The following is a 22,967-nucleotide window of genomic DNA, read 5'->3' on the forward strand; positions in this document are numbered from 1 at the left end:
GTTCCCACGCTCCGCGTGGGAATGCAGCCAGGGACGCTCTGCGTCCCAAAGGGCCGAACGCGGAGCGTCCGTTGAGGCATTCCCACGCAGAGCATGGGAACGATTAGCGGCCGATCGCCTTTTTGGTGCCTGAAGGTTTTACACCGCCGCTTTACGCAAGGTCGCCATGAACGCCGCCGCGCCAATGAACAACCCGGCAAAGGTGCGGTTCATGCGTTTTTGCTGCTTGGGTGTGCGCAACAATCGCAGGACCTTGGCCGCCAGCCCGGTGTAGCCGGCCATGACGATCAGGTCGACACAGATCATGGTCACGCCGAGGATCAGGTATTGGGCCACCAACGGCGCGTGGGGGTCGATGAACTGCGGCAGCACCGCGAGCATGAACACCAAGGCCTTGGGGTTGCTGACGTTTACCAGAAAACCGCGGAACACCAGCGCCATCGGCTTGCCGATCTGCCGGATGGCAGCGTCGTCGCTCATGTCATTGGGCAGCGCGCGCCATTGCTTGACCGCGAGATAGACCAGATAGGCCACGCCAAACCATTTGATCGCATAGAAAGCCGTGGCCGAAGCCGCGAGGATTGCCCCCACACCGGCAGCGACAATCGCAATCTGCAACGCCAGGCCCAGTTGCAGACCCAGGGCGTTCCAGTAACCGCGCCAGAAACCGTAGCGCAAACCGCTGGACATCGACGCAATGGCGCCGGCACCGGGGGAAAGACTGATCACCCAACAGGCGGCAAAAAACGCCAGCCATGTTTGAAGCACCATCGCACACCTCGACTCAGACTCGTGACAGACGTCTAAGCTAATGCGCCTTTGGGCCGATGACTACCGATTTTTTGCAGCACATGGCGACTGCCGACCAGCGTTTATGGCGGTCGGGCCCCTTCGCGAGCAAGCCCGCTCCCACATGGGATCTTCAGTGAACACAAAATATGTGTTCCACATCAATCCAGTGTGGGAGCGGGCTTGCTCGCGAAAGGGGCGTATCAGGCGACAGGAGTTCTATTTTTCGAACCCGTTCGAAGGAAACACATCCGTGCCACGCCAGCGTCGAACCGAACGCTGGAAGAACAGGCTATTGGGCACTTGCACCATGGCGCTGCCGGTGCCGAGTTCTTCGGCTTCGATCAGCGTGGTGTACAGCAGATTGATCGCCACCACCCGGCCTTTGACGCCGGGCTTGTCGGTGGTATCCACCAACTCGACCACATCGCCGATGCGGAACGGGCCGACGGTAAAGATCAGAATCGCGCAAAGCAGGTTGGACAGCACGCTCCACATGGCGAAGAACGCCACAGCGGCTACCGCCACGAAACCGGACAACGCCGTCCAGAGCACTGTGGCCGACACACCAAGGCGCTCCAGCACAAAGATCAGCGCACTGCCCATGATCAGCCAGCGCAAACCGCCGCGCAGCGGCATGAAAAACTGCGGTGGAAACGGGTAGCGCTCGCCCAATCGAGTCAGGCATTTAGCGACGACGCGCTGGGCGATATAACCGGCCAGCAGAATCAGCAGGATTTGCACGACCAACCAGAGCGGTTCGACCCACATCGCCGGCAACGGTAGCTTGAAGGCATCCATCAGGACAGCGCCTCCAGCTCCGCCTGCATGCTTTCCAGCAGTTCCAGCGCTTCCATCCAGGCTTCTTCCAGTTCGGCTTCACGCACCTTCAGCTTGGCCTGCTCAGCCAGCAGATCACGCAAGTCGTTCTTGCGCATCGGTTCATACATGTCGCTGTCGCCAAGGCTGGTATCGATCTTCGCCAGCTTCTCGTGCAGCTTGCCCAACTCGGCTTCAAGCTTGTCGGCCTCACGCTTGTGCGGTGCCAACTGCTGACGCAATGCAGCCGCGGCCTGGCGCTGGGCCTTCTTGTCGGTCTTGTCCGGATTGACCGGCGTGTTGCTGACCGGGGCATTGCGTTGACGGTATTCGACCAGCCAACGGGCGTAGTCTTCCAGATCGCCATCGAACTCCTCGACCTTGCCGTCTGCCACCAGATAGAAATTGTCGGTGGTGCTTTTGAGCAGATGGCGATCGTGTGAGACCACCAGTACCGCACCACTGAATTCCTGCAGGGCCATGGTCAGCGCCAGACGCATTTCCAGGTCCAGGTGGTTGGTCGGTTCATCGAGCAGCAATAAGTTCGGTCGATCCCAAGCGATCAATGCCAAGGCCAGACGCGCCTTCTCACCGCCGGAGAAATTCAGCACCGGCTCATCGATACGCGCGCCGCGGAAATCGAAACCGCCGAGAAAGTCGCGCAGGGTCTGCTCACGCTCGGTCGGCGCCAGGCGCTGCAAGTGCAGCAACGGGCTGGCCTTGGAGTCGAGAGAATCCAGCTGATGCTGGGCGAAGTAGCCAACGACGGTGTTTTCACCGCGCGTCAGGCGACCGGCCAACGGTTCGAGTTCACCGGCGAGGTTTTTGATCAGGGTCGATTTACCCGCGCCGTTCGGGCCGAGCAAACCGATCCGCGCGCCGGGAGTCAGTTGCAGCTTGACCTTCTCCAGCACGGCTTTGTCGCCGTAACCCAGACGAGCATCCGACAGGTCGATCAGCGGACTGGAAATTTTCGTCGATTCGCGGAAGACGAAATCGAACGGCGAATCGACGTGCGCGGCGGACAACTCTTCCATCCGCTCCAGCGCCTTGATCCGGCTCTGGGCCTGACGGGCCTTGGTGGCCTGGGCCTTGAAGCGAGCGATGTAGCTTTCCATATGCGCACGTTGCGCCTGCTGCTTCTCGTAGGCCTGTTGTTGCTGGGCCAGACGTTCGGCACGGGCGCGCTCGAAGGCGCTATAGCCGCCGCGATACAGGGTGATCTTGCGTTGATCGACGTGGGCCACGTGATCGACCACGGCATCGAGGAAGTCCCGGTCGTGGGAAATCAGCAGCAGGGTGCCGGGGTAGCTTTTAAGCCACTCTTCGAGCCAGATGATGGCGTCGAGGTCCAAGTGGTTGGTCGGTTCGTCGAGCAGCAACAGGTCCGAAGGACACATCAAAGCCTGCGCCAGGTTCAGACGCATCCGCCAGCCACCGGAGAAATCTCCTACTTGCCGATCCATCTGCTCATTGGTAAACCCAAGGCCGGCCAGCAGCTTTCGAGCCCGAGCGTCGGCGGTGTAGCCGTCGGCGCTGTCGAGTTCCGAGTGCAGGCGGGCCTGAGCGGCACCGTCATGGGCCGCTTCGGCTGCGGCGAGGTCGCGTTGCACCTCGCGCAGGCGCAGGTCGCCATCGAGGACGTAGTCGACCGCCAGGCGTTCGAGCGTCTCGATTTCCTGGCGCATGTGGGCGATGCGCCAGTCGGCCGGCAAGAAGCAGTCACCCGAGTCCGGGTGCAGTTCGCCCCGAATCAAGGCGAACAGGCTCGATTTGCCGGCGCCGTTGGCACCGATGAGGCCGGCTTTGTGGCCGGCGTGCAGGGTCAGCTCGGCGTCTTCTAGCAGACGTTGCGGGCCACGCTGTAAAGTCAGGTTCTGAAGTCGAATCATAATGGCGGCGGAGTCTACCAGCTTCGCTCACAACTGGCGCGAGTAGCACTATGTCCTCTGACCTGTGGAGCTTTTCCCTTGGCACTTACGCCCGTCCCGGCGTTGAAACTGCCTGCCTGCAATTGCAGTCGGCAGGCGTGAATGTGTGCCTGCTGCTGTGCGGGTTGTGGCTGGAAGAACGTGGAGTCACCTGCAACAAACGACGCTTGCAGCTGCTTCGTGATGTAGCCGGGCCTTGGGACGCGGATGTCGTGCAACCGTTGCGCGCCTTGCGCCTGCAATGGAAAGCCGCTGCTAGCGACGATGCCGGGCTGAATGATTTACGCGAACAAGTAAAATCACTGGAGATAGAAGCCGAACGACATCTGTTGTCACGGCTGGAACGATTGGCACAGAGTTGGCCGCAGTGTGAGGAGACCGAACGAACGGCCTGGCTCGAAGGTGTGGCAGCAGGCGCCGCCAACCTGGACCGCGACGCGCTGCATCAGCTGCGCGTCGCGGTAACCGGCACTTAGGAAGCGCTGGTTGGGGTGGTGCTAGTGCTCGACGACGCGGCTGCCGTTGGCGCAGACGTGGTGGTCGAGGTGGTTGCTGCAGGCGTGGACGAAGCCGAGGAGACCGGGGCCGGAGTGGCTGGCTTGATCGCTGGCGCAGCAGCCGGTTTGGCAGCGGCGACGGGCTTTTTCACGGCCGGTTTTGCGGCTGGCTTGGCTGCTGGTTTTGCAGCCGGTTTTGCAGTGGCTGGCTTGGCAGCAGCGGCCGGTTTCGCAGCAGTAGTTTTAGCAGCCGGTTTAGCGGCGGGTTTGGCCGCAGCTTTTGCAGCGGGTTTCGCAGCAGGCTTGGCTGCGGCAGTTTTAGCCGCGACAGGTTTGGCGGCTGGCTTGGCAGCCGGTTTCGCGGCGGCAGTTCTAGCGGCTGGCTTGGCAGCAGGTTTAGCCGCTGTTTTTGCCGGTGCAGCTTTTGCCACGGCGGGTTTGGCAGCCGGTTTAGCGGCAGCTGTTTTGGCAGCAGCTGGCTTGGCGGCAGGTTTGGCAGCCGTCGTTTTAGCCGCTGGTTTCGCAGCACTGGCAGCGACTGGTTTTTTCGCCGCCGGTTTTGCGGCTGGCTTGGCGGCGGCTTTCACCGTAGCTTTGGCAGCAGGCTTGGCCGGTGCTTTTGCAGCGGCCGGTTTGGCGGCAGCTTTCTTCGCAGGTGCCGCAGCTGGCTTGGCCGAACGCAGGGACAATGCCTTGCCGACTGCCTCTTGGACACGACCGACACCTTGGGCCAGTTTCAGGCTTTCTTGAGCGTCGCGTTTGAGTTGCAGGATGTAGCTGCGCGTTTCGGACTGGCGACCCTTGAGGGCATCAAGCAAGTCCTCAAGTTCTTTCACCGCCTCTTTGGCCTTGGCTTGCGCCTTGGCTTTGCCGGCCGCCGCAGCGTCCTGCAATTTGGTCCGGGATTTGTGCAGTTTTTCCTGCGCTTTTCCGCGCTGCTTTTCCAACTTGGCGAGCAGTTTTTCAGCATCAGCCAGAGCTTGGGAACAAGCGTTTTCCAAATGCTCGAGCAAGCTGCCCGAGAGTTGTTGGAGTAAGTGCAACGGAGTATTTACTGGCTTCTTGGTGGCCGACATGGTTTACCTCCTGGCTGGCGTGAATGCGGCTCATACTAGACCTCTGCTGCAACCGCCGCTAGGGCATGTTGACAGTATCGAAAGCACTCCGTTGCAACGGAGCAAAAAAGTTCTGCGCTCAGGTAAAACCAGTTCACCTTCGAGCGCATTCCCACTGGCATAATCCTGCGCATCTCAGGTCGGAGAGTGCCCATGTCGCGCTACCTTTTCTTATCGCTGTGCGTGTTTTTTTCCGCGGCCCAGGCCGCCGAAAAAACTGCCGCAAATGACGCTCACGATCTCGCTTACAGCTTGGGCGCAAGCCTTGGCGAACGCTTGCGCCAGGAGGTTCCGGACCTGCAACTTCAGGCCCTGCTCGAAGGTTTGCAGCAAGCCTATCAAGGCAAGCCGCTGGCACTGAAAGATGAGCGGATCGAACAGATTCTGGCCGAGCATGAAGCCCGGGTTGCCATGCAATCACCTGTGCCGCAAAGCGAATTGGCTTTGGAAAACGAGCGACGTTTTCTCGCTGAGGAAAAAGCCAAACCCGGCGTTCGCGAACTGGCGGATGGAATATTGCTGACAGAGCTGACTTCAGGCTCCGGCGCCAAGGCGGGTTCGAGCGGCAAGGTTCAGGTGCTGTATGTCGGACGTCTGCCTGACGGCTCAGTGTTCGACCAGAACAGCCAGCCGCAGTGGTTCAGTCTTGATAGCGTAATCAGCGGATGGCGCAGTGCGTTGCAAAACATGCCGGTCGGCGCAAAATGGCGCCTGGTGATTCCATCGGCCCAAGCCTATGGTGCCGAGGGGGCCGGCGACCTGATCGCGCCGTTCACACCGCTGGTATTTGAAGTCGAATTGCGTGGTGCTACAAGCTGAAAGCCGGAACGAAAAACGGCGCGCATTTGCGCACCGTTTTGAGGGTGTTGCTGGATAAGGCTCAGGCCTGAACCGAATCCTCTTCCTTGTGAGCGGTGTGCAGCACTTCGATCAGGCAATCTTCCAGTTCGAAGCGTTCGTGCAACAAGCCACCCAGCTCCTTGAATTTCTCCGCGACACACTTACCTGCATCACACAGGTCGTTGAACGCCAGCAGCTTCTCGGTGATGACGTCGATGCGCGGGTAAATCGTCTCGGCCAACTCCAGACCGCGAGTATCACCGAACGCCTTGGCTTCGCCGGTCAGCTGTTCGTAGATCTCGAAATGCCCGGCAGACACGTAGTCGACCAGCACACCGCAGAATTCCTGCAACGGTTTTCGGTTCTCGCCCAAAGCTTCGGGCTTGGCGCCAAGAGCGTCATAGGCCCGAACCAGTTCGTGACGCTCCTGCAACCAGCGATCGATCAGCAGATGCACTCCACCCCAACGTTCCTGAGCATTCTGACAACTTTCGAGCATGGTGATTCTCTCTTCCCTTGTGGGTCATGCTGCTCTACACCTGTCGCACACTTGAAGATCAAGAATCGGCCAGGCAGAGCGTCATTCGAGCAACATAAATCCAATGACACGTGCGGGCCAGATTATGCCCGCACGCCTATGGCTTCAAGGTACGCAGGAGATAAAGTTCATACAAGTGTTTAATCGCCCGCCAGTACCCGATGCGACGACTCGCCGCTGAGCGGTCGCTGACCCGCGATCCAGACAAGGCGCAGCAATTGATACCCGCCCAGAATCATCACCGCAACGAAGAACAGCAGACTCCACTCCGGGATGCTCAGGTCGAACAACGTCCAGGAAATTTCCGCGCAATCGGCGGTTCCTTTGAACATTCGCTGCACGACATACAGCCAGGGCGTACTGGCGAACAGATCGGCCAGATCAGGCGAGCATACCGATAGCTGATGCACCGGATCGCTCTGCAACAGCACCTGCCGCCACGCCGTGACGGTACCCGCCAGACTGCATAACAGACCCAGCAGCCAATACAGGAATGATCCGAAGCGGCCAGGCCCCTGCACTGAAGCCGCCAGGCAGACACCCGTGAGCAGCGCCAGGCAAGCCCGCTGCAACAGGCACAACCCGCAAGGCTTGAGGCCGACCGCATATTCCAGGTAATAGGAAACGCCCAAGGCCAGGGCACCTGCAATGAAAACCATGAAAAACAAGGAGCGTGAGCAGGCCAAAGACATGGCTTTTCCGTAGCAATGGAGACAGGCGGTTACGGTAGAGGAAAGCGCAGCAGCCTTTCAAGGCAGGCCACCACGGACACTTCAGCAGAAGTGTAGGGAATTCCCGACAGGGTCGAGAGGACTTGATGTAGTCCTTTGTAGGACTTTGCCGGCGAAGGGTTACAACGCAGAAACAGTTGCGGATTCGAAGCGATTCCCGCCCCCTTCCAGCAGCTGCCAAAGGCTGCGTTCGGCTGCGCAGCAGTCGTAAAACAGGAACCACGGATGGGTCAGATGGATCGCGTTAAACGTATGACGACTGCCGCGCAGCCGAACGCAGGCTGCGCCAGCTGCATAGGTCCGGCTCAGGCAATCAGGCGTGAGCCGGCACTGGCAATGGTGCCGCCAGCAAGCGCTCATCCAATAGACCCAAGCCCTCCTGGAACAGCTGATTACTGCGTTCGGTGTCACCCAGTTGCGCCAGCAACCGCGCCAGTTCGGCGCAGGCTTCAGGGTTGCGCTGCACACGCAGGCTGCTTTCCAGATAATCCCTGGCCTTGCCCCACAGACTGCTTTGCAGACACAAACGGCCCAACGTCAGTAACAGGCTCGGGTCGGCGGGATGATCCTTGAGCCAACCCTCGGCGATGTGCAATTGCCTGGCCGGATCGCTGCCGCGAACCAGTCCGTACAGGCGCGCCAGATGGCTGTCGTATTTTCGCTTGAGGGCTGTGCGCAGGATTTCTTCGGCTTCGACTTGCGCCCCCAATTGCCGCAATTGCTCGGCATAAGCCAGCACCAGTGGTGACTCCTGACGCTGAGCAGCGGTGAGTTGCTGCCAGGCACGATTGAGCGATTGCAAACCGACCGTTCCGTCCTCTTCCCGGTGCGCCGCCAACGAAAGATTCTCACCCCAGGCGCGACGCTCCAGTTCAGCCAGCTCGGCCGGTGGCAGCACCTTGTCCTTGCGTAACTCTGGCAACAAGCGAATCACAGCCGACCAGTCGCCCCGCTGCTGAAGCAAGCGCTGCAATTGGCGCAGGGTCTGGACATTATGAGGATGACGCTCGTGCATGGCTTGCAGGGTCACCAGCGCGCCTTCAGTGTCGCCGCGGTCGGTCTGCAATTGGGCATGATTCAAGGCAATCGCCAGCTCGGCCTGGGGCTGTCGCTCCAGAGCGCGCTCCAGCAGATTGTCGCTTTCCTCGTAGTGACCTTGTTCGTTCGCGGCGCGGGCGGCACCGAGGTAATAGAGCAACGGCTGGCGCTCGGCTTCCGCCGCGCGATACAGATGACGTTGCGCACTGGCCCAGCGGCCCTCAGCCAAATCCAGCTGACCGTGCTCGATCGCCACCTGTACCCGTCGACTGCGATTGCGCCGCGACCATGGATTGACCACTCCACCGGAAGTCGTCACCAGCTCGACCAACGCCTTGATGCCCCAGAACATCAACCACAACACGACCACCAGAGCCAGGGTTGCCCACAAGCTCGATTCGTAACGGAACGTTTTATAGGCGATCAGCACGTAGCCGGAATGCTCGGCAATCGCCAGCCCCAGTGCGGCGGCAGCGGCGATGACCACGAACACGATCACATAGAGGCGCTTCATGGCGTTGCCTCCTGCAGAGTGCTTGCGGCAGGTTTGGCCAGAGGCTTCACCGACTCCTCGGCATTGACGTTGCGCCGCTCGAGGTAGGCCTGAACCGAACTCAACGTGCCGGTCAGATCCGGCGTGACCACCGTAACCGGCTGCTTGCTCAACTCGGCCACCTGCTCCAGCATGATTTTGCTCTGAGGATTGTCCGGGTTGAAATTGCCCTTGAGCACGTCCCGCGCTTCGGCCAGCGCCTGGGTGTAAACCGCGGCTTGTCCATTGAGCGCGGCCCATTGCGCCTGCTCCAGCGCCAGGCTCAGGGCCAGACGCACCTGGCTCAGGCTCTGCCCTGCCAGCAACGGCCGGACATTCTTGTCGGCGTTGAAATCGATGCGGATATAACGCGAGATCTGATCCCACCATTGCGCCCAGCGACTGGCACCGTCGCCATCGGCGGTCAGGCCCAGCAGGGACTCGCCACGGTCCTTGTATTCCGGCGCCAGCTCGGTGAGATTGATCACCTGATCACGCAAGGCGCCAAGTCGCAGGAACAACCCGGTGCGATCCGGCTGTTCAGTACTGCGCAGGGCTACCAGGGTTTTGGCCACTTGCTCGCGAGCGGCAAACGCCCCTGGGTCGTTCTGTTCACGGAGAATCTCATCGGCCCCTTGCACCAGGGCCTGAGCGCTGCTGATGTCCTGCAACGCCGACAGACGCAGGCTGGCCAGACGCAGCAAGTGCTCGGCTTCGGCCAGACGCCAGTCCTTGCGGCTCGCGCCGAGGACGGTTTCCAGGCGTTGATTCAGGCGTTGCTGATCGCCCTGAAGTTGAATGAGCAGACGACTGCGCGCATCGAGTTCCTCGGCGGCCGGCATTTGCTCGAGGCGAGCCGTCAGGCGTTGCTCGTTGAGCTTCAGGCTCTGTGCCTGATCATTCAACGCCTGTACCTGACTCAATTGTTGTTGGGTATTGGCTTGCAGGTGACGCACCTGCCAGACTCCCCAACCGCCTACTGCAACACCGGCAGCGCCCAACAGCAGCGCGACGATTGCCAACCCATTGCCTCGGCGCTGCTCAACAGCAGGTGGCGCAGTTTCTACCGGTGCATCGAGCACGGACCGGACGTCATCTTTAGGCAAGGCTGTTTCGCTCACGTATCCATCCTTTGCATTAGAAAACGGGCACGGGATGCTCCCGTAACGCCGCCAGCAAGGCCGCGGCACTGGCGCCGCGACAATCCACAACTGTTTGGGCCCCGGCGGCACGTGCCAACTCGGCGACCCTGGGGCTTGGAACAAACAATGGCAACCGCACCATGCTCGGCCAGGCATCGCCAGCCAATTGGTGCAGGTGCTCAAAACCCTGTCCACTGCTGACCACCAGCCCGTTCAAGCGTTCCGCTTCGATCCGGCCAGGCAGCGTTGCCGGCGGGTACTGCGGCAGACCACGCCGGTACAACTCCAGATACTCGACACTAGCACCAAGCTCGCGCAAACGCTCAGCCAGCAATTCGCGCCCACCCTCCCCGCGCATGATCAGCACCCGTGGATCGGTTCGGGCGACGGCCTCGCGCAACGATGCAAGCTCAAGCAAGGCTTCGCTGTCGTCGCCGTCGACCGGGAAGCTCACATCCAGCCCGTTATCCTCGAGAATCTGCGCCGTCGCCGCACCCACGCTGAACCACTTCACAACCGGTGGTTGCGGACAGTACTGGTTAAGCAGATCGACAGCGATTCTGGCGGCCGGTTTGCTGACCACGATCACCGCGCTATAGCTGTCCAGGTTCTGAATCACTTCGCGCATTGTGTCAGAGGCGGGAATCGGCTCGATATCCAAAAGCGGCAAGCTGCTGCTGAAAACCCCCGCGTTGGCCAGCACACGGGCAAGCGCCACCGATTCATCCGCAGGGCGCGTCAGCAACAGGCGCCAGCCAGTCACTCGTGCCCTGCCTCGCCATAGACTGCTTTCAGAATGGCGTCGGCGCCCTGGCTCAGCAGGTCTTCGGCCACTTGCACACCCAAAGCTTCGGCATCGCCCCGTGGCGCACGGGCTTCGGCGCTGAGCAGCAGGCCGCCGCCTGGATCACCCACCAAACCACGCAACCAGATCTGCTCGCCTTCAAGCACGGCGTAGCAAGCGATGGGTACCTGGCAACCGCCATTCAAATGTTTGTTGAGGGCACGCTCGGCGGTAACGCGAGTGGCCGTGTCCGGGTGATGTAACGGTGCGAGCAACGCATGAATTTCAGTATCGGCGCTGCGGCACTCGATACCGACCGCGCCTTGTCCTCCGGCGGGCAAACTGTCTTCGACGCTGATGGCCGAGGTGATGCGATCTTCGAAGCCCAGCCGAATCAAACCCGCCGCAGCGAGGATGATGGCGTCGTATTCGCCAGCATCGAGCTTGGCCAGGCGAGTGTTGACGTTGCCACGCAGGAAGCGGATTTCCAGGTCCGGGCGACGAGTCAGCAGCTGAGCCTGACGGCGCAGGCTCGACGTACCGACGATGCTGCCTGGCGGCAACTCATCCAGGCTGGCGTAGGTATTGGAGACAAAGGCATCGCGCGGGTCTTCGCGCTCGCAGATGCAGAACAAGCCAAGGCCTTCGGGGAAGTCCATCGGCACGTCTTTCATGGAATGCACGGCGATGTCGGCTGCGTTTTCCAGCAGCGCGGTTTCAAGTTCCTTGACGAACAGGCCCTTGCCACCGATCTTCGACAGGGGCGAATCAAGCAGCTTGTCGCCGCGACTGACCATGGGCACCAGCGTCACGAGCAGGCCCGGATGGGCCTCTTCCAGACGAGCCTTGACGTACTCGGCCTGCCACAGGGCGAGAGCACTTTTGCGGGTGGCGATGCGGATTTCGGAAGAGGACATGGATCAATCCGTACTGAATAGATACGGCAGATAATAACAGCTCAGCCAAATCCACTTTGACTTGTATCAGAAACTCCATGGCCTCCCTGGCCTCAATGTCCGGTAACAGGGTATAAATCCGCCCGATTAAAGCTGTTGCATCATTTTGCGTACGCCGGCCACATGGCGTCGGCTGACAATCAGGGCATCGCCGTTCAGACCTTTGAGGAACAGCTGGAAATGCCCCAGGGGCGTGCGCTGCAGCCGCTCGATACGTTCGCGGGCAACCAGTGCGTTGCGATGAATCCGCACGAAACGGTCGCCGAATTCGTCTTCGAGGGCCTTGAGTGGTTCGTCGAGCAGTACTTCCCCGCCTTCATGACGCAAGGTGACGTACTTGTGGTCGGCGATAAAGTAGACCACCTGACCCAGCGGAATCAGCTCGATGCCTTTTCGGGTGCGGGCGCTGATGTGACTGCGCGGGCCGCTACCGGTTTCGGCCGCGGGGCGAGTCAAGGCCGCGAGCTGGACGCGATTGGGTCGCTCGGCATTCTTTAATGCTTCATGTAACTGTTCTGTGCGCACTGGCTTCACCAGATAGCCCACGGCGCTGGCCTGTAGGGCTTCCACGGCAAATTCATCGGGCCCGGTGCAAAACACCACGGCGGGCGGGGTTTCGCGTTCGCACAACCGTGCAGCCACTTGCAGGCCATCGAGGCCCGGCATGCGAATATCGAGCAGCACGATATCCGGTTTGTGACTGTCGATCAGTGCCAACGCCTCTTCGCCGTTCGTGGCGCTGGGCTCCAGGACATTGTATCCCTCGAGTTCGCCGACCATTCGGCTCAGGCGCTCGCGGGCCAGGGGTTCGTCATCAACGATCAGGACATTCATATTGCGCTGGATTCCTGCGTGAGTCTCGCACAAGGATAGCGTAGACAGGTGAAGTGACGTCCGTCACCGCGATCCACGCTAAGACTAGCGCGAGGGCCAAAAAGTGCCGCGAGACCGGCGGCTAAATTTTCATCTGCCGGGTGACTGACGGCCCAGGCCCGCACTGGCGAGGCATCGCCATAGGGTTTGCTGATACACAATATGAACACCCTCTTCTCTCTATAGTCAGCTGCAGCATCGAGAAGTGCGCTGATCCTCTGTCCAACTGTAGACGGTTGCCGGGACGATATTGCTCAATTGAAAAATATCGTTGCGCAATTTCCGTATCGCCTGCTTCGTGCAGGGGTCGCACGATGAGAAAAAAACCTGTCGACCAGTGTCCACGACAGAATCGGCAACCCTGTTATTATCCGCGTCAGCGTTTCACGCCATCTTTCTTCAAGCCGATACGAGCGAATTCATGAGCACTGACAAGACCAATCAGTCCTGGGGCGGCCGCTTCAGTGAACCCGTCGACGCCTTCGTCGCCCGCTTCACCGCCTCCGTCACCTTCGACCAGCGCCTGTATCGCCACGACATCATGGGCTCGATCGCCCACGCCACCATGCTGGCCAAGGTCGGCGTGCTGACCGATGCCGAGCGCGACAGCATCATCGACGGCCTGAAAACCATCCAGGGTGAAATCGAGGCCGGCCAGTTCGACTGGCGCATCGACCTTGAAGACGTGCACATGAACATCGAGGCGCGTCTGACCGACCGCATCGGCGTGACCGGTAAAAAGCTGCACACCGGCCGCAGCCGTAACGACCAGGTCGCCACCGACATCCGCCTGTGGCTGCGGGACGAGATCGATCTGATTCTTGGCGAAATCACCCGCCTGCAACAAGGCTTGCTGGAGCAGGCCGAGCGCGAAGCCGGCAGCATCATGCCGGGCTTCACTCACCTGCAAACCGCGCAGCCGGTGACCTTCGGGCACCACATGCTGGCCTGGTTCGAAATGCTCAGCCGCGACTACGAGCGTCTAGTGGACTGCCGCAAGCGCACCAACCGTATGCCGCTGGGCAGCGCCGCGCTGGCGGGCACCACTTACCCGATCGACCGCGAATACACCGCTCAACTGCTGAGCTTCGACGCTGTCGGCGGTAACTCGCTGGACAACGTGTCCGATCGCGACTTCGCCATCGAGTTCTGCTCGGCCGCGAGCATCGCGATGATGCACTTGTCGCGGTTCTCCGAAGAGTTGGTGTTGTGGACCAGCGCGCAGTTCCAGTTCATCGATCTGCCGGACCGTTTCTGCACTGGCAGCTCGATCATGCCGCAAAAGAAAAACCCGGACGTGCCAGAGCTGGTTCGCGGCAAGACTGGCCGGGTATTTGGCGCATTGATGGGCCTGCTGACCCTGATGAAAGGCCAGCCGCTGGCCTACAACAAGGACAATCAGGAAGACAAGGAACCGCTGTTCGACGCCGCCGACACCCTGCGCGACTCGCTGCGGGCCTTTGCCGACATGATCCCGGCGATCAAACCCAAGCACGCCATGATGCGCGAAGCGGCATTGCGCGGTTTCTCCACCGCCACCGACCTGGCTGACTATCTGGTTCGCCGTGGTCTGCCGTTCCGTGATTGCCATGAGATCGTTGGTCACGCGGTGAAGTATGGCGTGGACACCGGCAAGGATCTGGCAGAAATGAGCCTGGAAGAGCTGCGCAAATTCAGCGATCAGATCGAGCAGGACGTATTTGCCGTGCTGACCCTGGAAGGTTCGGTGAATGCCCGTGACCATATCGGCGGCACTGCGCCGACGCAGGTCAAGAAGGCTGTTGCTCGCGGTCAGGCACTACTCGCCAGCCGCTAAATCGTCAAGAGCTTCGCGAGCAAGCCCGCTCCCACACTGGATCGCTGGTGTTCACAAAATTTGTGTTCACCACTGATTTAATGTGGGAGCGGGCTTGCTCGCGAAGGCGATTTTACAAACACTACAAAATCTACTTTTTGGACGCGATCATCTCCAGAAACGCCGGCATCGCCGCGTCCTTGTCCTTTGCGATCCGCTGCACATGCGGGTTCTGCTCCAGACGCTCCAACAGCGCCCTGGCTGCCGGCATCTCAGCCAACAGATCAATATCGAACAGCTTCTGCGCCACGGCACGCGCCAACGGCACGCTGTACAGGAAATACAGATCAGCCACGCTCAGGCTGTCACCAGCCACATAAGGAGCGAATTTGCCATGCCTGCCCAGCGCGGCAAACCCCAGCAGTAACTCTGCCTTGGTCTTTTCCTGGATAGCGTCCGGTACCGTCATGCCGAAAAATGCTGCGGGGTAACAGGCGCGTCCGGGCAGTTCGATGTACAGCTCGATTTCCTTGGCCAAGGCCAGGACCTGGGCTCGCTCGAAAGGATCGCTCGGCAGCAGCGGCGTGCCTTCCTGGCTCTGCTCGAGGTATTCGAGAATCACGCTGGTTTCATTGATGAAACCTTGTTCGACGCCCAGCACCGGAACCTTTCCACGTGGGCTGATAGCTAACGTTTCGGGGGTAGTGCCTGGGTAAAACGGCACTTCTTCAAACGGCAGTCCCTTCTCCAGCAACGCCAGCTTGACCATGTTGTAGTAGTTGCTGACGCAAAATCCATAAAGCTTGAGCATTACATAGCCTCCAGGCCGTGCAGGGGGTTGGCAGCGCCAGTTATAGAACGCCCGGGGACTTCTTGCCAGCAGCATCACAGCGCTGAATGCGGGTAAACTGGCCGCCTTTCCTTGAGGAGCCTGCCATGAGCGAGCCTAACGATATCGACAACGACGAAGAAGAGTTCACCGAAACGACGCTGATTGAAGCGATCGAGAACCAGATCGAAAGCGATAACCCGCCAGCGGCCAAGGCGACCTTCAACAAGCTGACTCTGGTGGGTTACGAGCGTGATGAAATCCTCAACCTGATGGCCCACGTGCTGGCAGTGGAAATCGACGCGATCCTCGAAGAAGACCGCGCGTTCAACACCGAATGGTACGAAGCGGCGCTGCGCGCTCTGCCAGAGTTGCCGCCGGAAAAGAAATAACCCTATCCCTCCTGTAGGAGCGAGGCTTGCCCGCGAAGGCCTCACCGCGGTCTTCCTGAAAAACCGCGTCATCGTTCTTCGCGGGCAAGCCTCGCTCCTACAGAAACCACGCCCCCTCCAGGGAATGCTCCCCCCCGAGGCGAAAAAACCCTGTTACGAGCACTGGACATGCCGCACCAGCGAGTTCACCTTAGGAGCGCTATCGTCTAATTCCTAGAAAGTCTGGAGTCCTTATGTCGCTTACCCCTGAGTTGGTTGCCGAACTGGAAATCCTCGCCCTCTTCAACCTGGACAGCTCCCAGGAAGGTTTGAAAATTCATCAGACCGCTGCCCCGAAAGCCATTGCCGCCGCCCAAAGACTGTTCGATAAAGAATTGATCACCCAGCCCGATGGCGGTTATCTGACCAGCCTGGGTCGTGACGCAGCACAAAATGTGCAAACCGTTCTAACCATTCTGTCCGTCCAGGAAACCGCCTGAGCCTCACCGCATCGCCCACGGAAACCTCTGTCACGGGATTTCCGTGGGCACACTTTGGTGCCCGCTGTCGCCGCGCGATAGAAACCTGACGCCAGAAATACAAAATCAGCCTAAAAGTCCCGGAGCCGAGGCGCTAAACTGCCACTCATCCCGAACCCTCCCACGTCCGAGCCCCGCGAGCCGGATTGAGCTGACATGACCCGCACCCATGAAATCCGCCCCGATCTGGACGAGGGAATCGACCGTAAGGTTCTCAGCCAGCTGCGTGCCCGTTTTCTAAAGCTCAATGAGGGTCGCATGGCCCGTGCCATGGAAGGGTTATCGACCCGCCAGCAAACGGTGCTGACCCTGCTGCCGCTGTTTTTCCATGTCAATCATCCACTGTTACCAGGTTACGTCTCGGGCAGCACCCCGGCCGGGCTGTCGAATTTCGAACCTGATGCCAACGCCCTCGCCGAAGCCCAGCGCCTGACCCGCTCGTTTTCCTATAAGCCGCGCCACGGCAGCAATCCGCCGCGACCGATTCACGGCCTGTTCCTGATGGGCAGCCTCGGCACGTTGGCCCAGGCCGATCAGAGCGACATGGACGTCTGGGTCTGTCACGGGCCGGACTTGAGCGAAAGCGAGCTCGCTGAGCTGCGCAAGAAATGCCAGTTGCTTGAAATATGGGCCGCCAGCCAAGGCGCCGAGGCGCATTTTTTCCTGATCGACCCCACTCGCTTCATGCTCGGCGAGCGTGATTCCCAACTAAGTTCGGAAGACTGTGGCACCACCCAACACTATCTGCTGCTAGATGAGTTCTACCGCACCGCGATCTGGCTGGCTGGCCGTACCCCCATCTGGTGGCTGGTGCCGGTTTATGAAGAGGTAGCGTACGACCGTTATACCCACACGCTGTTATCCAAGCGTTTTATCCGTGCCGACGAGACCCTGGACCTGGGGCATCTGGCGTATATTCCGCCCGGGGAGTTCATCGGTGCCGGGCTCTGGCAGTTGTTCAAAGGCATCGAGTCACCGTACAAATCGGTGCTCAAACTGCTGCTGACCGAGGTCTACGCCAGCGAACACCCCAAGGTCCAGTGCCTGAGCCTGCGTTTCAAGCAGGCGGTGTTTGCCAATCGACTGGACCTCGATGAACTGGATCCATACGTCGTGGTTTACCGGCGAATCGAGGAATACCTCACGGCCCGGGGCGAACCGGAACGGCTGGAACTGGTACGCCGCGCGCTGTATCTGAAGGTCAATCGAAAACTCACCGCCAGTATCGCTCGCACCCCCAATTGGCAACGTTCGTTGCTCGAACGCCTGGCCCATGAATGGCAGTGGGATCAGCGTCAGTTGGCATTGCTCGACAGCCGCAGTCAGTGGAAAGTCCGCCAGGTCAGCGCCGAACGCCGAGCCCTGGTTGGGGAGCTGAATTACAGCTACCGCTTCCTGACGCAGTTTGCCCGCAACGAGCAGACTGTCAGCCTCATCAACAAGCGCGACCTCAATGTGCTGGGCCGGCGGCTGTACGCGGCCTTCGAGCGCAAGGCCGACAAGGTCGAGTTCATCAACCCGGGCATCGCCCCCGATCTCGCCGAAGACACCCTGACGCTGGTGCAGGCCCCAAACAAAAAAGAACCGGGGCAAACCCAATGGGGTTTGTACAACGGCAGTTTGACCGTCCACGAATGGGAGCATTTCTCACCGATCAAGCGTAGCCGTCAGCTACTGGAGCTGCTCACCTGGTGCCACCGCAACGGGGTGATCGACAGCAGCACCCGTCTGGCCCTGCACCCCGGCACCAGCGACTTGAGCGAGTTCGAACTGTTCAACTTGCTCGGCAGCCTGCAACAAAGCATCGCCCTGCCCCTGACCACCGTCGCCGAAGAGCCTTTGCTGCGCGCCAGTGTGCCGAGCGAAATACTGATTCTGGTGAACGTCGGCGTCGATCCGCTCAGGCATCATCGCGACCTGAACATCCTGATGACCACCGAACGCACCGACTCCTTGAGCTATGCCGGCGTGCGGGAAAACCTGGTACTGACCCTGGACCAAGTCACGCTCAATAGCTGGAACGAGGTGTTGGTCAGCCGTTTTGACGGCCCCCACGCCCTGCTCGACTGCCTGCGCGATTACCTCAACAATCTGCCGGACGGGCCACAACAGCCCAAGCTGCGGGTTCGTTGCTTCTGCCACAACCGCGCGCAATTCATTGCCCGGCGGGTTGAAGAAATCCTCGACACCGCGCAGAACCTGCTGCTGAGCAAACTCAATCATCGTTACCTGATTCAGGTCCAGCAGCATTACCACGTATTGGAGCTGGTGCCCGGCCAAGTCAATCATGTCGCCCTCGCCACCCTGCCAGCGCTGTTCGACTACCTCGGCGAAGAACTGGCGAGCTACAGCCCGTTTCATCTGGACCCGATGGCACTGGAAGATCATGACCTGGCGCTGATCTTGCCCATGGGGCAACCCGATTGCGTCCAAGTGTTCTACCGGATCAATGAACACCAGGCCGATTTGTATGTACTGGATGAATTCAATGCCCTGTGGCAGCAGCGCTTGCCCTATCACGATGAACAAAGCCTGTTGGTACCGCTGCAACGCTTCCTGCAATCGATCCAGTACCGGCGCGATGCCTTGCTGCCGATGGACACAGTCCAGCCATTGAGCCTGGACACGTCGTATTACCAGTTGTTGCCTTCAGGTACCGCACGGGCGCGTCGGGTCGAAGCCCGGCCGGCGCCGCAAACCCCGGTCAACAAACCGTTCTATGACGTGCAGGCCATCGTCGGCAAAGCCGCACCGGGGCAGGTGCAGGTCACGTTGTACTGCAATCAGCGGGAATTTTCAGAGCTGGAGCATGGCGACCAACTGTTCAGCGTGGTCGCGCAAGAGATTATCGAGCAGCGCCGTGAGACCGAACGCTATCGCTGCTACATCACCGACCTGGACCTGTCGGGCCTGCTCGGTGATGGTCAAGGTTCAAGCCATCTGTATCTGCGTTACAAGGCCGACCTGGAACGCGCCCTGAACGAGGCGCTTAAGCAGGTCTGAGGCGGGGTCAGACGTTGTAATCGCCGCCATTGGCAGGCTGCGATTCGACTTCCAGCAGGGTCAGTTTGAGGGTCTTGCCGCCCGGAGCCGGCCAGTCAATGTGCTGACCAACCTTCAGGCCGAGCAAGGCACTGCCCACCGGAGCCAGAATGGAAATCCGGCCTTCGTCAGCGTTGGCATCCTTGGGATAAACCAAAGTCAGGTGATAGTCCTTGCCGCTGCTCTCTTCACGGCAATGCACACGGGAGTTCATGGTCACGACATCGGCTGGCACATCTTCGTGACCGACCAGGGTATCGGCGCGATCCAGTTCGGTTTGCAGCGCGATAACGCCCGGCAGCGTGTCATCCAGGCTGTCGATCAGGCGCTCCAGACGTTGTACGTCCAGACGGGTAAGGGTGATGGAAGGTGCGGTCATGATCAGGGCAGACTCCTTTCTTCTGCACGAAAAAAGCAAAACCCCGCCAGAAAAAGGCGGGGTTTTCACGAGCCTCGATGGGTTGAGGCGTATCCGGACACTATCACAGCTCAATAAATATACAAGCCGCCACCCGGCGGCGTAGGAGCTGCCGCAGGCTGCGATCTTTTGATCTTGATTTTTCTACGGAACCGAAATCGCTGAAAATCAAAAGATTGCAGCCTTCGGCAGTTCCTGCAGGGGTCGGGTTAGCCTCTACTCTTGCGGTCGAGGGCCGATGCACAAATCACCCGCCGCCGCTCATCATCCGCCGAGCGCCATTCACGAATATCTTCGACATGGCGAAAACACCCCAGACAAACTTTCTGCTCATCTAGCCGACACACGCCGCTGCACGGCGAAGGCACTGCCGGGCTAACGTTGCTATAGAGCGGTTTGGGCGGACGAACGGGGGCAGGCTGGGTCACGATCTCACAGACCTTCGAAATCGAGTTCGACGTCGGCTTGCTGCTTGACGATGCGCTCAAGCATCTCACCGAGCTGCTCTTCGCTCTTGTCACACATCCAGCGCTCGCTCTCGGCGTCGTAATCAAAGTGGAAGCCACCCGACACGGCTGCCAGCCACAGCTGACGCAATGGCTCCTGGCGACTAAAGATCAGCGCGGTGCCGTTTTCGAACTTGACGGTGAGCACACCGGCCGAGCTCTCCAGATCTATATCCAGGCCACTCTCGTCGAAAATATCCTCCAGCGTCTGCTGGGTGGCATCGACCAGATCGTGGAAACGGGCTTCGGTCAAACTCATTGCGGGAACCTCAAAAAGTGTCTACTCACGCTCAAGCGCCGCAAGATACGGGCGAGCCCCGGTGATTGCAAAGGATAACCACCAAGGGCTCGCTAGCGTTATGAAATATCGACGCAGGACCTGATAGCGCCAAAATTTAATGTGGGAGCGGGCTTGCTCGCGAAAGCGCCGTGTCAGTCGACATCAATATTGAATGAATGACTGCATTCGCGGGCAAGCCCGCTCCCACAGGGATTGCATTAAACCGACGCACATCCGGCCAAGCCCCGCCGGACGGGAGGTGCGTCGCATAGGCAAGCTGCCGGGTGGCCGGTATACTCCGGCGCAATTAACGCATTTTCAAGGATTTCGCCATGAAGCGCCTGATCTCTTCCTTTGCTGCGCTCGCCGCGGTTGCCTGTCTTGTGTCAGCTTGTGGTCAAAAAGGCCCGCTGTACCTGCCCGATGAGAACCAGGACCCTGTCGAGCAGGCCAAATCGTCGCAACAGCAGCCTGCTTCCAAGGCGCACAAGCACGACGTCTACCAATAAGGGAACATCATGGACGCTTTTAACTACCGTGACGGTGAACTGTTCGCGGAAGGTGTTGCCCTGTCTGCTATCGCTGATCGCTTTGGTACACCGACCTACGTTTACTCGCGCGCACACATCGAAGCCCAATACCTGGCTTACGCCGATGCGCTGGCCGGCATGCCGCATCTGGTGTGCTTTGCGGTCAAGGCCAACTCCAACCTGGGTGTACTGAATGTCCTGGCGCGTTTGGGCGCCGGTTTCGACATCGTTTCCCGTGGCGAGCTGGAACGCGTACTGGCCGCTGGCGGCACTGCTGACAAGATCGTGTTCTCCGGTGTCGGCAAGACCCGTGACGACATGCGTCGTGCGCTGGAAGTCGGCGTGCACTGCTTCAACGTCGAGTCCACCGACGAGCTCGAACGCCTGCAAGTAGTGGCCGCCGAGCTGGGCGTTCGTGCGCCGATCTCGTTGCGCGTGAACCCGGACGTCGATGCCGGCACTCACCCATACATCTCCACCGGCCTGAAGGAAAACAAGTTCGGCATCGCCATCGCCGACGCCGAAGATGTGTACGTCCGTGCCGCGCAACTGCCTAACCTGGAAGTGATTGGCGTCGATTGCCACATCGGTTCGCAACTGACCACCCTGCCACCGTTCATCGATGCTCTCGACCGCCTGCTGGGCCTGGTCGACCGCCTCGGCGATTGTGGCATTTACCTGCGCCACATCGATCTCGGTGGTGGTTTGGGCGTGCGTTATCGCGATGAAGAGCCGCCCTTGGCTGCCGACTACATCAAAGCCGTGCGCGAGCGTCTTGACGGTCGTGACCTGGCGCTGGTGTTCGAGCCGGGCCGTTTCATCGTCGCCAACGCCGGCGTGCTGCTGACTCAGGTCGAGTACCTCAAGCACACCGAGCACAAAGACTTTGCCATCGTCGACGCCGCCATGAACGACCTGATCCGCCCGGCGCTGTATCAAGCCTGGATGGACGTCACCGCCGTGCGCCCGCGCAACAGCACCGCTCGCGCCTACGACATCGTTGGCCCGATCTGCGAAACCGGCGACTTCCTGGCCAAGGATCGTCAACTGGCCCTGGAAGAAGGCGATCTGCTGGCCGTGCATTCGGCCGGTGCCTACGGGTTTGTCATGAGCTCCAACTACAACACCCGCGGCCGTGCCGCTGAAGTGTTGGTGGACGGTGATCAGGCATTTGAAGTGCGTCGCCGTGAGACGGTAGCCGAGTTGTTTGCTGGCGAAAGCCTGCTGCCGGAGTAAAACCATGCTGCTGCGTTTTACCAAGATGCACGGCCTGGGCAATGACTTCATGGTTCTCGACCTGGTCAGCCAGCACGCGCATATCCTGCCCAAGCACGCCAAGCAATGGGGCGATCGGCACACGGGGATCGGTTTCGACCAGTTGCTGATCGTCGAGGCGCCGAGCAATCCGGATGTGGATTTCCGCTATCGGATCTTCAACGCCGACGGCTCCGAAGTGGAACAATGCGGCAACGGTGCGCGCTGCTTTGCCCGCTTCGTGCTCGACAAACGCCTGACCGCCAAGCGGCTGATTCGCGTTGAGACCAAAAGCGGCATCATTGAACTGGACATCCGCAACGATGGCCAGATCAGCGTCAACATGGGTTCTCCGCGCCTGGTGCCGGCCGAGATTCCGTTCGAAGCCCCGAGCCAGGCTCTGAGCTATCAGGTCGACGTCGACGGCACCACGGTCGAACTGGCTGCGGTGTCCATGGGCAACCCCCATGCCGTGTTGCGGGTCAGCGATATCAACAACGCACCGGTACATGAACTGGGGCCGAAAATCGAACATCACCCGCGCTTCCCGGCACGGGTCAATGTCGGTTTTCTCCAGGTCATCGACCGGAACCGTGCGCAGTTGCGCGTCTGGGAGCGCGGGGCCGGGGAAACCCAGGCATGCGGAACCGGCGCCTGTGCTGCCGCAGTGGCCGCGATCAGCCAGGGGTGGATGGATTCGCCGCTATTGATCGACCTGCCCGGCGGGCGTCTGTCCATTGAATGGGCAGGCCCTGGCCAACCGGTCATGATGACCGGCCCGGCAGTGCGCGTATACGAAGGACAAGTGCGTCTTTGAG

The 22,967-nt window shown here is 60.0% G+C and carries 24 protein-coding genes; 9 read left to right on the plus strand and 15 right to left on the minus strand.

Annotated features, from left to right (window positions below; translation table 11 throughout):
• Positions 1 to 138 precede the first annotated feature (138 nt).
• The 3 genes from MEB48_RS15820 to MEB48_RS15830 form a co-directional block, all read right to left on the minus strand.
• Positions 139 to 771 (minus strand): LysE family transporter, encoded by a 633-nt coding sequence (locus tag MEB48_RS15820; RefSeq protein WP_007899339.1) that lies wholly within the window; start codon positions 769 to 771, stop codon positions 139 to 141.
• A 237-nt stretch (positions 772 to 1,008) separates the two neighbouring features.
• Complete coding sequence (locus MEB48_RS15825) at positions 1,009 to 1,590, minus strand: mechanosensitive ion channel family protein (protein ID WP_095052417.1); 582 nt, start codon at positions 1,588 to 1,590, stop codon at positions 1,009 to 1,011.
• Positions 1,590 to 3,500 (minus strand): ATP-binding cassette domain-containing protein, encoded by a 1,911-nt coding sequence (locus MEB48_RS15830; RefSeq protein ID WP_237885056.1) that lies wholly within the window; start codon positions 3,498 to 3,500, stop codon positions 1,590 to 1,592. The genes MEB48_RS15825 and MEB48_RS15830 overlap by 1 nt, the downstream gene beginning before the upstream one ends.
• A gap of 50 nt (positions 3,501 to 3,550) precedes the next feature.
• Here MEB48_RS15830 and MEB48_RS15835 point away from each other — a divergent pair, with 50 nt between their 5' ends.
• Positions 3,551 to 4,015 (plus strand): TIGR02444 family protein, encoded by a 465-nt coding sequence (locus MEB48_RS15835; RefSeq protein ID WP_237885057.1) that lies wholly within the window; start codon positions 3,551 to 3,553, stop codon positions 4,013 to 4,015.
• Here the strand turns inward: MEB48_RS15835 and MEB48_RS15840 are convergent.
• The gene (locus tag MEB48_RS15840) at positions 4,012 to 5,112 is read right to left on the minus strand and encodes an AlgP family protein (RefSeq protein ID WP_237885058.1); all 1,101 of its coding nucleotides are present in this window, start codon (positions 5,110 to 5,112) and stop codon (positions 4,012 to 4,014) included. The two genes, MEB48_RS15835 and MEB48_RS15840, sit on opposite strands and share 4 nt — an antisense overlap.
• A gap of 192 nt (positions 5,113 to 5,304) precedes the next feature.
• Between MEB48_RS15840 and MEB48_RS15845 the strand changes: the two genes are divergently transcribed.
• Positions 5,305 to 5,970 carry an FKBP-type peptidyl-prolyl cis-trans isomerase gene (locus tag MEB48_RS15845; RefSeq protein WP_237885059.1) on the plus strand — a complete coding sequence of 222 codons (666 nt, stop codon included), beginning with the start codon at positions 5,305 to 5,307 and terminating at the stop codon, positions 5,968 to 5,970.
• 61 nt (positions 5,971 to 6,031) lie between these two features.
• Here the strand turns inward: MEB48_RS15845 and MEB48_RS15850 are convergent, their stop codons facing one another.
• The 7 genes from MEB48_RS15850 to MEB48_RS15880 form a co-directional block, all read right to left on the minus strand.
• Entirely contained in the window at positions 6,032 to 6,490 is a 459-nt protein-coding gene (locus MEB48_RS15850; protein ID WP_007899333.1) for an Rsd/AlgQ family anti-sigma factor, read from the minus strand.
• A gap of 179 nt (positions 6,491 to 6,669) precedes the next feature.
• Positions 6,670 to 7,221 (minus strand): disulfide bond formation protein B, encoded by a 552-nt coding sequence (locus tag MEB48_RS15855; protein ID WP_237885060.1) that lies wholly within the window; start codon positions 7,219 to 7,221, stop codon positions 6,670 to 6,672.
• A gap of 352 nt (positions 7,222 to 7,573) precedes the next feature.
• Positions 7,574 to 8,812: a heme biosynthesis protein HemY gene (locus tag MEB48_RS15860; protein ID WP_237885061.1), complete on the minus strand. Its 1,239-nt coding sequence runs from the start codon at positions 8,810 to 8,812 to the stop codon at positions 7,574 to 7,576.
• Positions 8,809 to 9,951 carry a uroporphyrinogen-III C-methyltransferase gene (locus MEB48_RS15865; protein ID WP_237885062.1) on the minus strand — a complete coding sequence of 381 codons (1,143 nt, stop codon included), beginning with the start codon at positions 9,949 to 9,951 and terminating at the stop codon, positions 8,809 to 8,811. The genes MEB48_RS15860 and MEB48_RS15865 overlap by 4 nt, the downstream gene beginning before the upstream one ends.
• 16 nt (positions 9,952 to 9,967) lie before the next feature.
• On the minus strand, positions 9,968 to 10,735 hold the full coding sequence (locus MEB48_RS15870) for a uroporphyrinogen-III synthase (RefSeq protein ID WP_237885063.1): 768 nt from the start codon (positions 10,733 to 10,735) through the stop codon (positions 9,968 to 9,970).
• A complete protein-coding gene (gene hemC, locus MEB48_RS15875) occupies positions 10,732 to 11,673 on the minus strand; it encodes a hydroxymethylbilane synthase (protein WP_237885064.1) in 942 nt (313 codons plus the stop codon). The genes MEB48_RS15870 and hemC overlap by 4 nt, the downstream gene beginning before the upstream one ends.
• 126 nt (positions 11,674 to 11,799) lie before the next feature.
• Positions 11,800 to 12,546, minus strand: a complete 747-nt coding sequence (locus tag MEB48_RS15880; protein ID WP_237885065.1) for a LytR/AlgR family response regulator transcription factor — start codon at positions 12,544 to 12,546, stop codon at positions 11,800 to 11,802.
• Positions 12,547 to 13,006: 460 nt separating this feature from the next.
• On the opposite strand from MEB48_RS15880, the gene argH reads away from it, so the two are divergent.
• On the plus strand, positions 13,007 to 14,401 hold the full coding sequence (gene argH, locus MEB48_RS15890; RefSeq protein ID WP_237885066.1) for an argininosuccinate lyase: 1,395 nt from the start codon (positions 13,007 to 13,009) through the stop codon (positions 14,399 to 14,401).
• 130 nt (positions 14,402 to 14,531) lie between these two features.
• Here the strand turns inward: argH and MEB48_RS15895 are convergent, their stop codons facing one another.
• Complete coding sequence (locus MEB48_RS15895; protein ID WP_237885067.1) at positions 14,532 to 15,191, minus strand: glutathione S-transferase family protein; 660 nt, start codon at positions 15,189 to 15,191, stop codon at positions 14,532 to 14,534.
• A 125-nt stretch (positions 15,192 to 15,316) separates the two neighbouring features.
• Between MEB48_RS15895 and MEB48_RS15900 the strand changes: the two genes are divergently transcribed.
• The 3 genes from MEB48_RS15900 (at position 15,317) to MEB48_RS15910 (ending at position 19,122) form a co-directional block, all read left to right on the plus strand.
• The gene (locus MEB48_RS15900; protein ID WP_237885068.1) at positions 15,317 to 15,601 is read left to right on the plus strand and encodes a hypothetical protein; all 285 of its coding nucleotides are present in this window, start codon (positions 15,317 to 15,319) and stop codon (positions 15,599 to 15,601) included.
• A gap of 233 nt (positions 15,602 to 15,834) precedes the next feature.
• Positions 15,835 to 16,080, plus strand: coding sequence for a TIGR02647 family protein (locus MEB48_RS15905; RefSeq protein ID WP_030129110.1), 246 nt, complete (start codon positions 15,835 to 15,837; stop codon positions 16,078 to 16,080).
• A 195-nt stretch (positions 16,081 to 16,275) separates the two neighbouring features.
• A complete protein-coding gene (locus tag MEB48_RS15910) occupies positions 16,276 to 19,122 on the plus strand; it encodes a class I adenylate cyclase (RefSeq protein ID WP_237885069.1) in 2,847 nt (948 codons plus the stop codon).
• A gap of 7 nt (positions 19,123 to 19,129) precedes the next feature.
• Here MEB48_RS15910 and rnk read toward each other — a convergent pair whose 3' ends face one another.
• The 3 genes from rnk to cyaY form a co-directional block, all read right to left on the minus strand.
• Positions 19,130 to 19,540: a nucleoside diphosphate kinase regulator gene (gene rnk, locus MEB48_RS15915; protein ID WP_237885070.1), complete on the minus strand. Its 411-nt coding sequence runs from the start codon at positions 19,538 to 19,540 to the stop codon at positions 19,130 to 19,132.
• Positions 19,541 to 19,788: 248 nt separating this feature from the next.
• Entirely contained in the window at positions 19,789 to 20,007 is a 219-nt protein-coding gene (locus MEB48_RS15920) for a DUF1289 domain-containing protein (protein ID WP_237885071.1), read from the minus strand.
• 4 nt (positions 20,008 to 20,011) lie between these two features.
• Positions 20,012 to 20,344: an iron donor protein CyaY gene (cyaY, locus tag MEB48_RS15925; protein ID WP_237885072.1), complete on the minus strand. Its 333-nt coding sequence runs from the start codon at positions 20,342 to 20,344 to the stop codon at positions 20,012 to 20,014.
• A 353-nt stretch (positions 20,345 to 20,697) separates the two neighbouring features.
• On the opposite strand from cyaY, the gene lptM reads away from it, so the two are divergent.
• The 3 genes from lptM to dapF are packed head-to-tail and all read left to right on the plus strand — an operon-like array spanning position 20,698 to position 22,966.
• Positions 20,698 to 20,874: an LPS translocon maturation chaperone LptM gene (lptM, locus tag MEB48_RS15930; protein WP_237885073.1), complete on the plus strand. Its 177-nt coding sequence runs from the start codon at positions 20,698 to 20,700 to the stop codon at positions 20,872 to 20,874.
• Between the two features lie 9 nt (positions 20,875 to 20,883).
• A complete protein-coding gene (gene lysA, locus MEB48_RS15935) occupies positions 20,884 to 22,131 on the plus strand; it encodes a diaminopimelate decarboxylase (protein WP_237885074.1) in 1,248 nt (415 codons plus the stop codon).
• A 4-nt stretch (positions 22,132 to 22,135) separates the two neighbouring features.
• Positions 22,136 to 22,966: a diaminopimelate epimerase gene (gene dapF / locus MEB48_RS15940; protein ID WP_237885075.1), complete on the plus strand. Its 831-nt coding sequence runs from the start codon at positions 22,136 to 22,138 to the stop codon at positions 22,964 to 22,966.
• Position 22,967: the final 1 nt, after the last annotated feature.

Source organism: Pseudomonas sp. PGPR40, assembly GCF_022014505.1.
Lineage (GTDB): Bacteria > Pseudomonadota > Gammaproteobacteria > Pseudomonadales > Pseudomonadaceae > Aquipseudomonas.

Bases quoted from the DNA above. Each gene is read 5' to 3' on its own strand.
- MEB48_RS15820 (WP_007899339.1), bottom strand. From the start codon at position 771: ATGGTGCTTCAAACATGGCTGGCGTTTTTTGCCGCCTGTTGGGTGATC.
- MEB48_RS15825 (WP_095052417.1), bottom strand. From the start codon at position 1,590: ATGGATGCCTTCAAGCTACCGTTGCCGGCGATGTGGGTCGAACCGCTC.
- MEB48_RS15830 (WP_237885056.1), bottom strand. From the start codon at position 3,500: ATGATTCGACTTCAGAACCTGACTTTACAGCGTGGCCCGCAACGTCTG.
- MEB48_RS15835 (WP_237885057.1), top strand. From the start codon at position 3,551: ATGTCCTCTGACCTGTGGAGCTTTTCCCTTGGCACTTACGCCCGTCCC.
- MEB48_RS15840 (WP_237885058.1), bottom strand. From the start codon at position 5,112: ATGTCGGCCACCAAGAAGCCAGTAAATACTCCGTTGCACTTACTCCAA.
- MEB48_RS15845 (WP_237885059.1), top strand. From the start codon at position 5,305: ATGTCGCGCTACCTTTTCTTATCGCTGTGCGTGTTTTTTTCCGCGGCC.
- MEB48_RS15850 (WP_007899333.1), bottom strand. From the start codon at position 6,490: ATGCTCGAAAGTTGTCAGAATGCTCAGGAACGTTGGGGTGGAGTGCAT.
- MEB48_RS15855 (WP_237885060.1), bottom strand. From the start codon at position 7,221: ATGTCTTTGGCCTGCTCACGCTCCTTGTTTTTCATGGTTTTCATTGCA.
- MEB48_RS15860 (WP_237885061.1), bottom strand. From the start codon at position 8,812: ATGAAGCGCCTCTATGTGATCGTGTTCGTGGTCATCGCCGCTGCCGCC.
- hemC (WP_237885064.1), bottom strand. From the start codon at position 11,673: ATGTCCTCTTCCGAAATCCGCATCGCCACCCGCAAAAGTGCTCTCGCC.
- MEB48_RS15880 (WP_237885065.1), bottom strand. From the start codon at position 12,546: ATGAATGTCCTGATCGTTGATGACGAACCCCTGGCCCGCGAGCGCCTG.
- argH (WP_237885066.1), top strand. From the start codon at position 13,007: ATGAGCACTGACAAGACCAATCAGTCCTGGGGCGGCCGCTTCAGTGAA.
- MEB48_RS15895 (WP_237885067.1), bottom strand. From the start codon at position 15,191: ATGCTCAAGCTTTATGGATTTTGCGTCAGCAACTACTACAACATGGTC.
- MEB48_RS15900 (WP_237885068.1), top strand. From the start codon at position 15,317: ATGAGCGAGCCTAACGATATCGACAACGACGAAGAAGAGTTCACCGAA.
- MEB48_RS15905 (WP_030129110.1), top strand. From the start codon at position 15,835: ATGTCGCTTACCCCTGAGTTGGTTGCCGAACTGGAAATCCTCGCCCTC.
- MEB48_RS15910 (WP_237885069.1), top strand. From the start codon at position 16,276: ATGACCCGCACCCATGAAATCCGCCCCGATCTGGACGAGGGAATCGAC.
- rnk (WP_237885070.1), bottom strand. From the start codon at position 19,540: ATGACCGCACCTTCCATCACCCTTACCCGTCTGGACGTACAACGTCTG.
- cyaY (WP_237885072.1), bottom strand. From the start codon at position 20,344: ATGAGTTTGACCGAAGCCCGTTTCCACGATCTGGTCGATGCCACCCAG.
- lptM (WP_237885073.1), top strand. From the start codon at position 20,698: ATGAAGCGCCTGATCTCTTCCTTTGCTGCGCTCGCCGCGGTTGCCTGT.
- lysA (WP_237885074.1), top strand. From the start codon at position 20,884: ATGGACGCTTTTAACTACCGTGACGGTGAACTGTTCGCGGAAGGTGTT.
- dapF (WP_237885075.1), top strand. From the start codon at position 22,136: ATGCTGCTGCGTTTTACCAAGATGCACGGCCTGGGCAATGACTTCATG.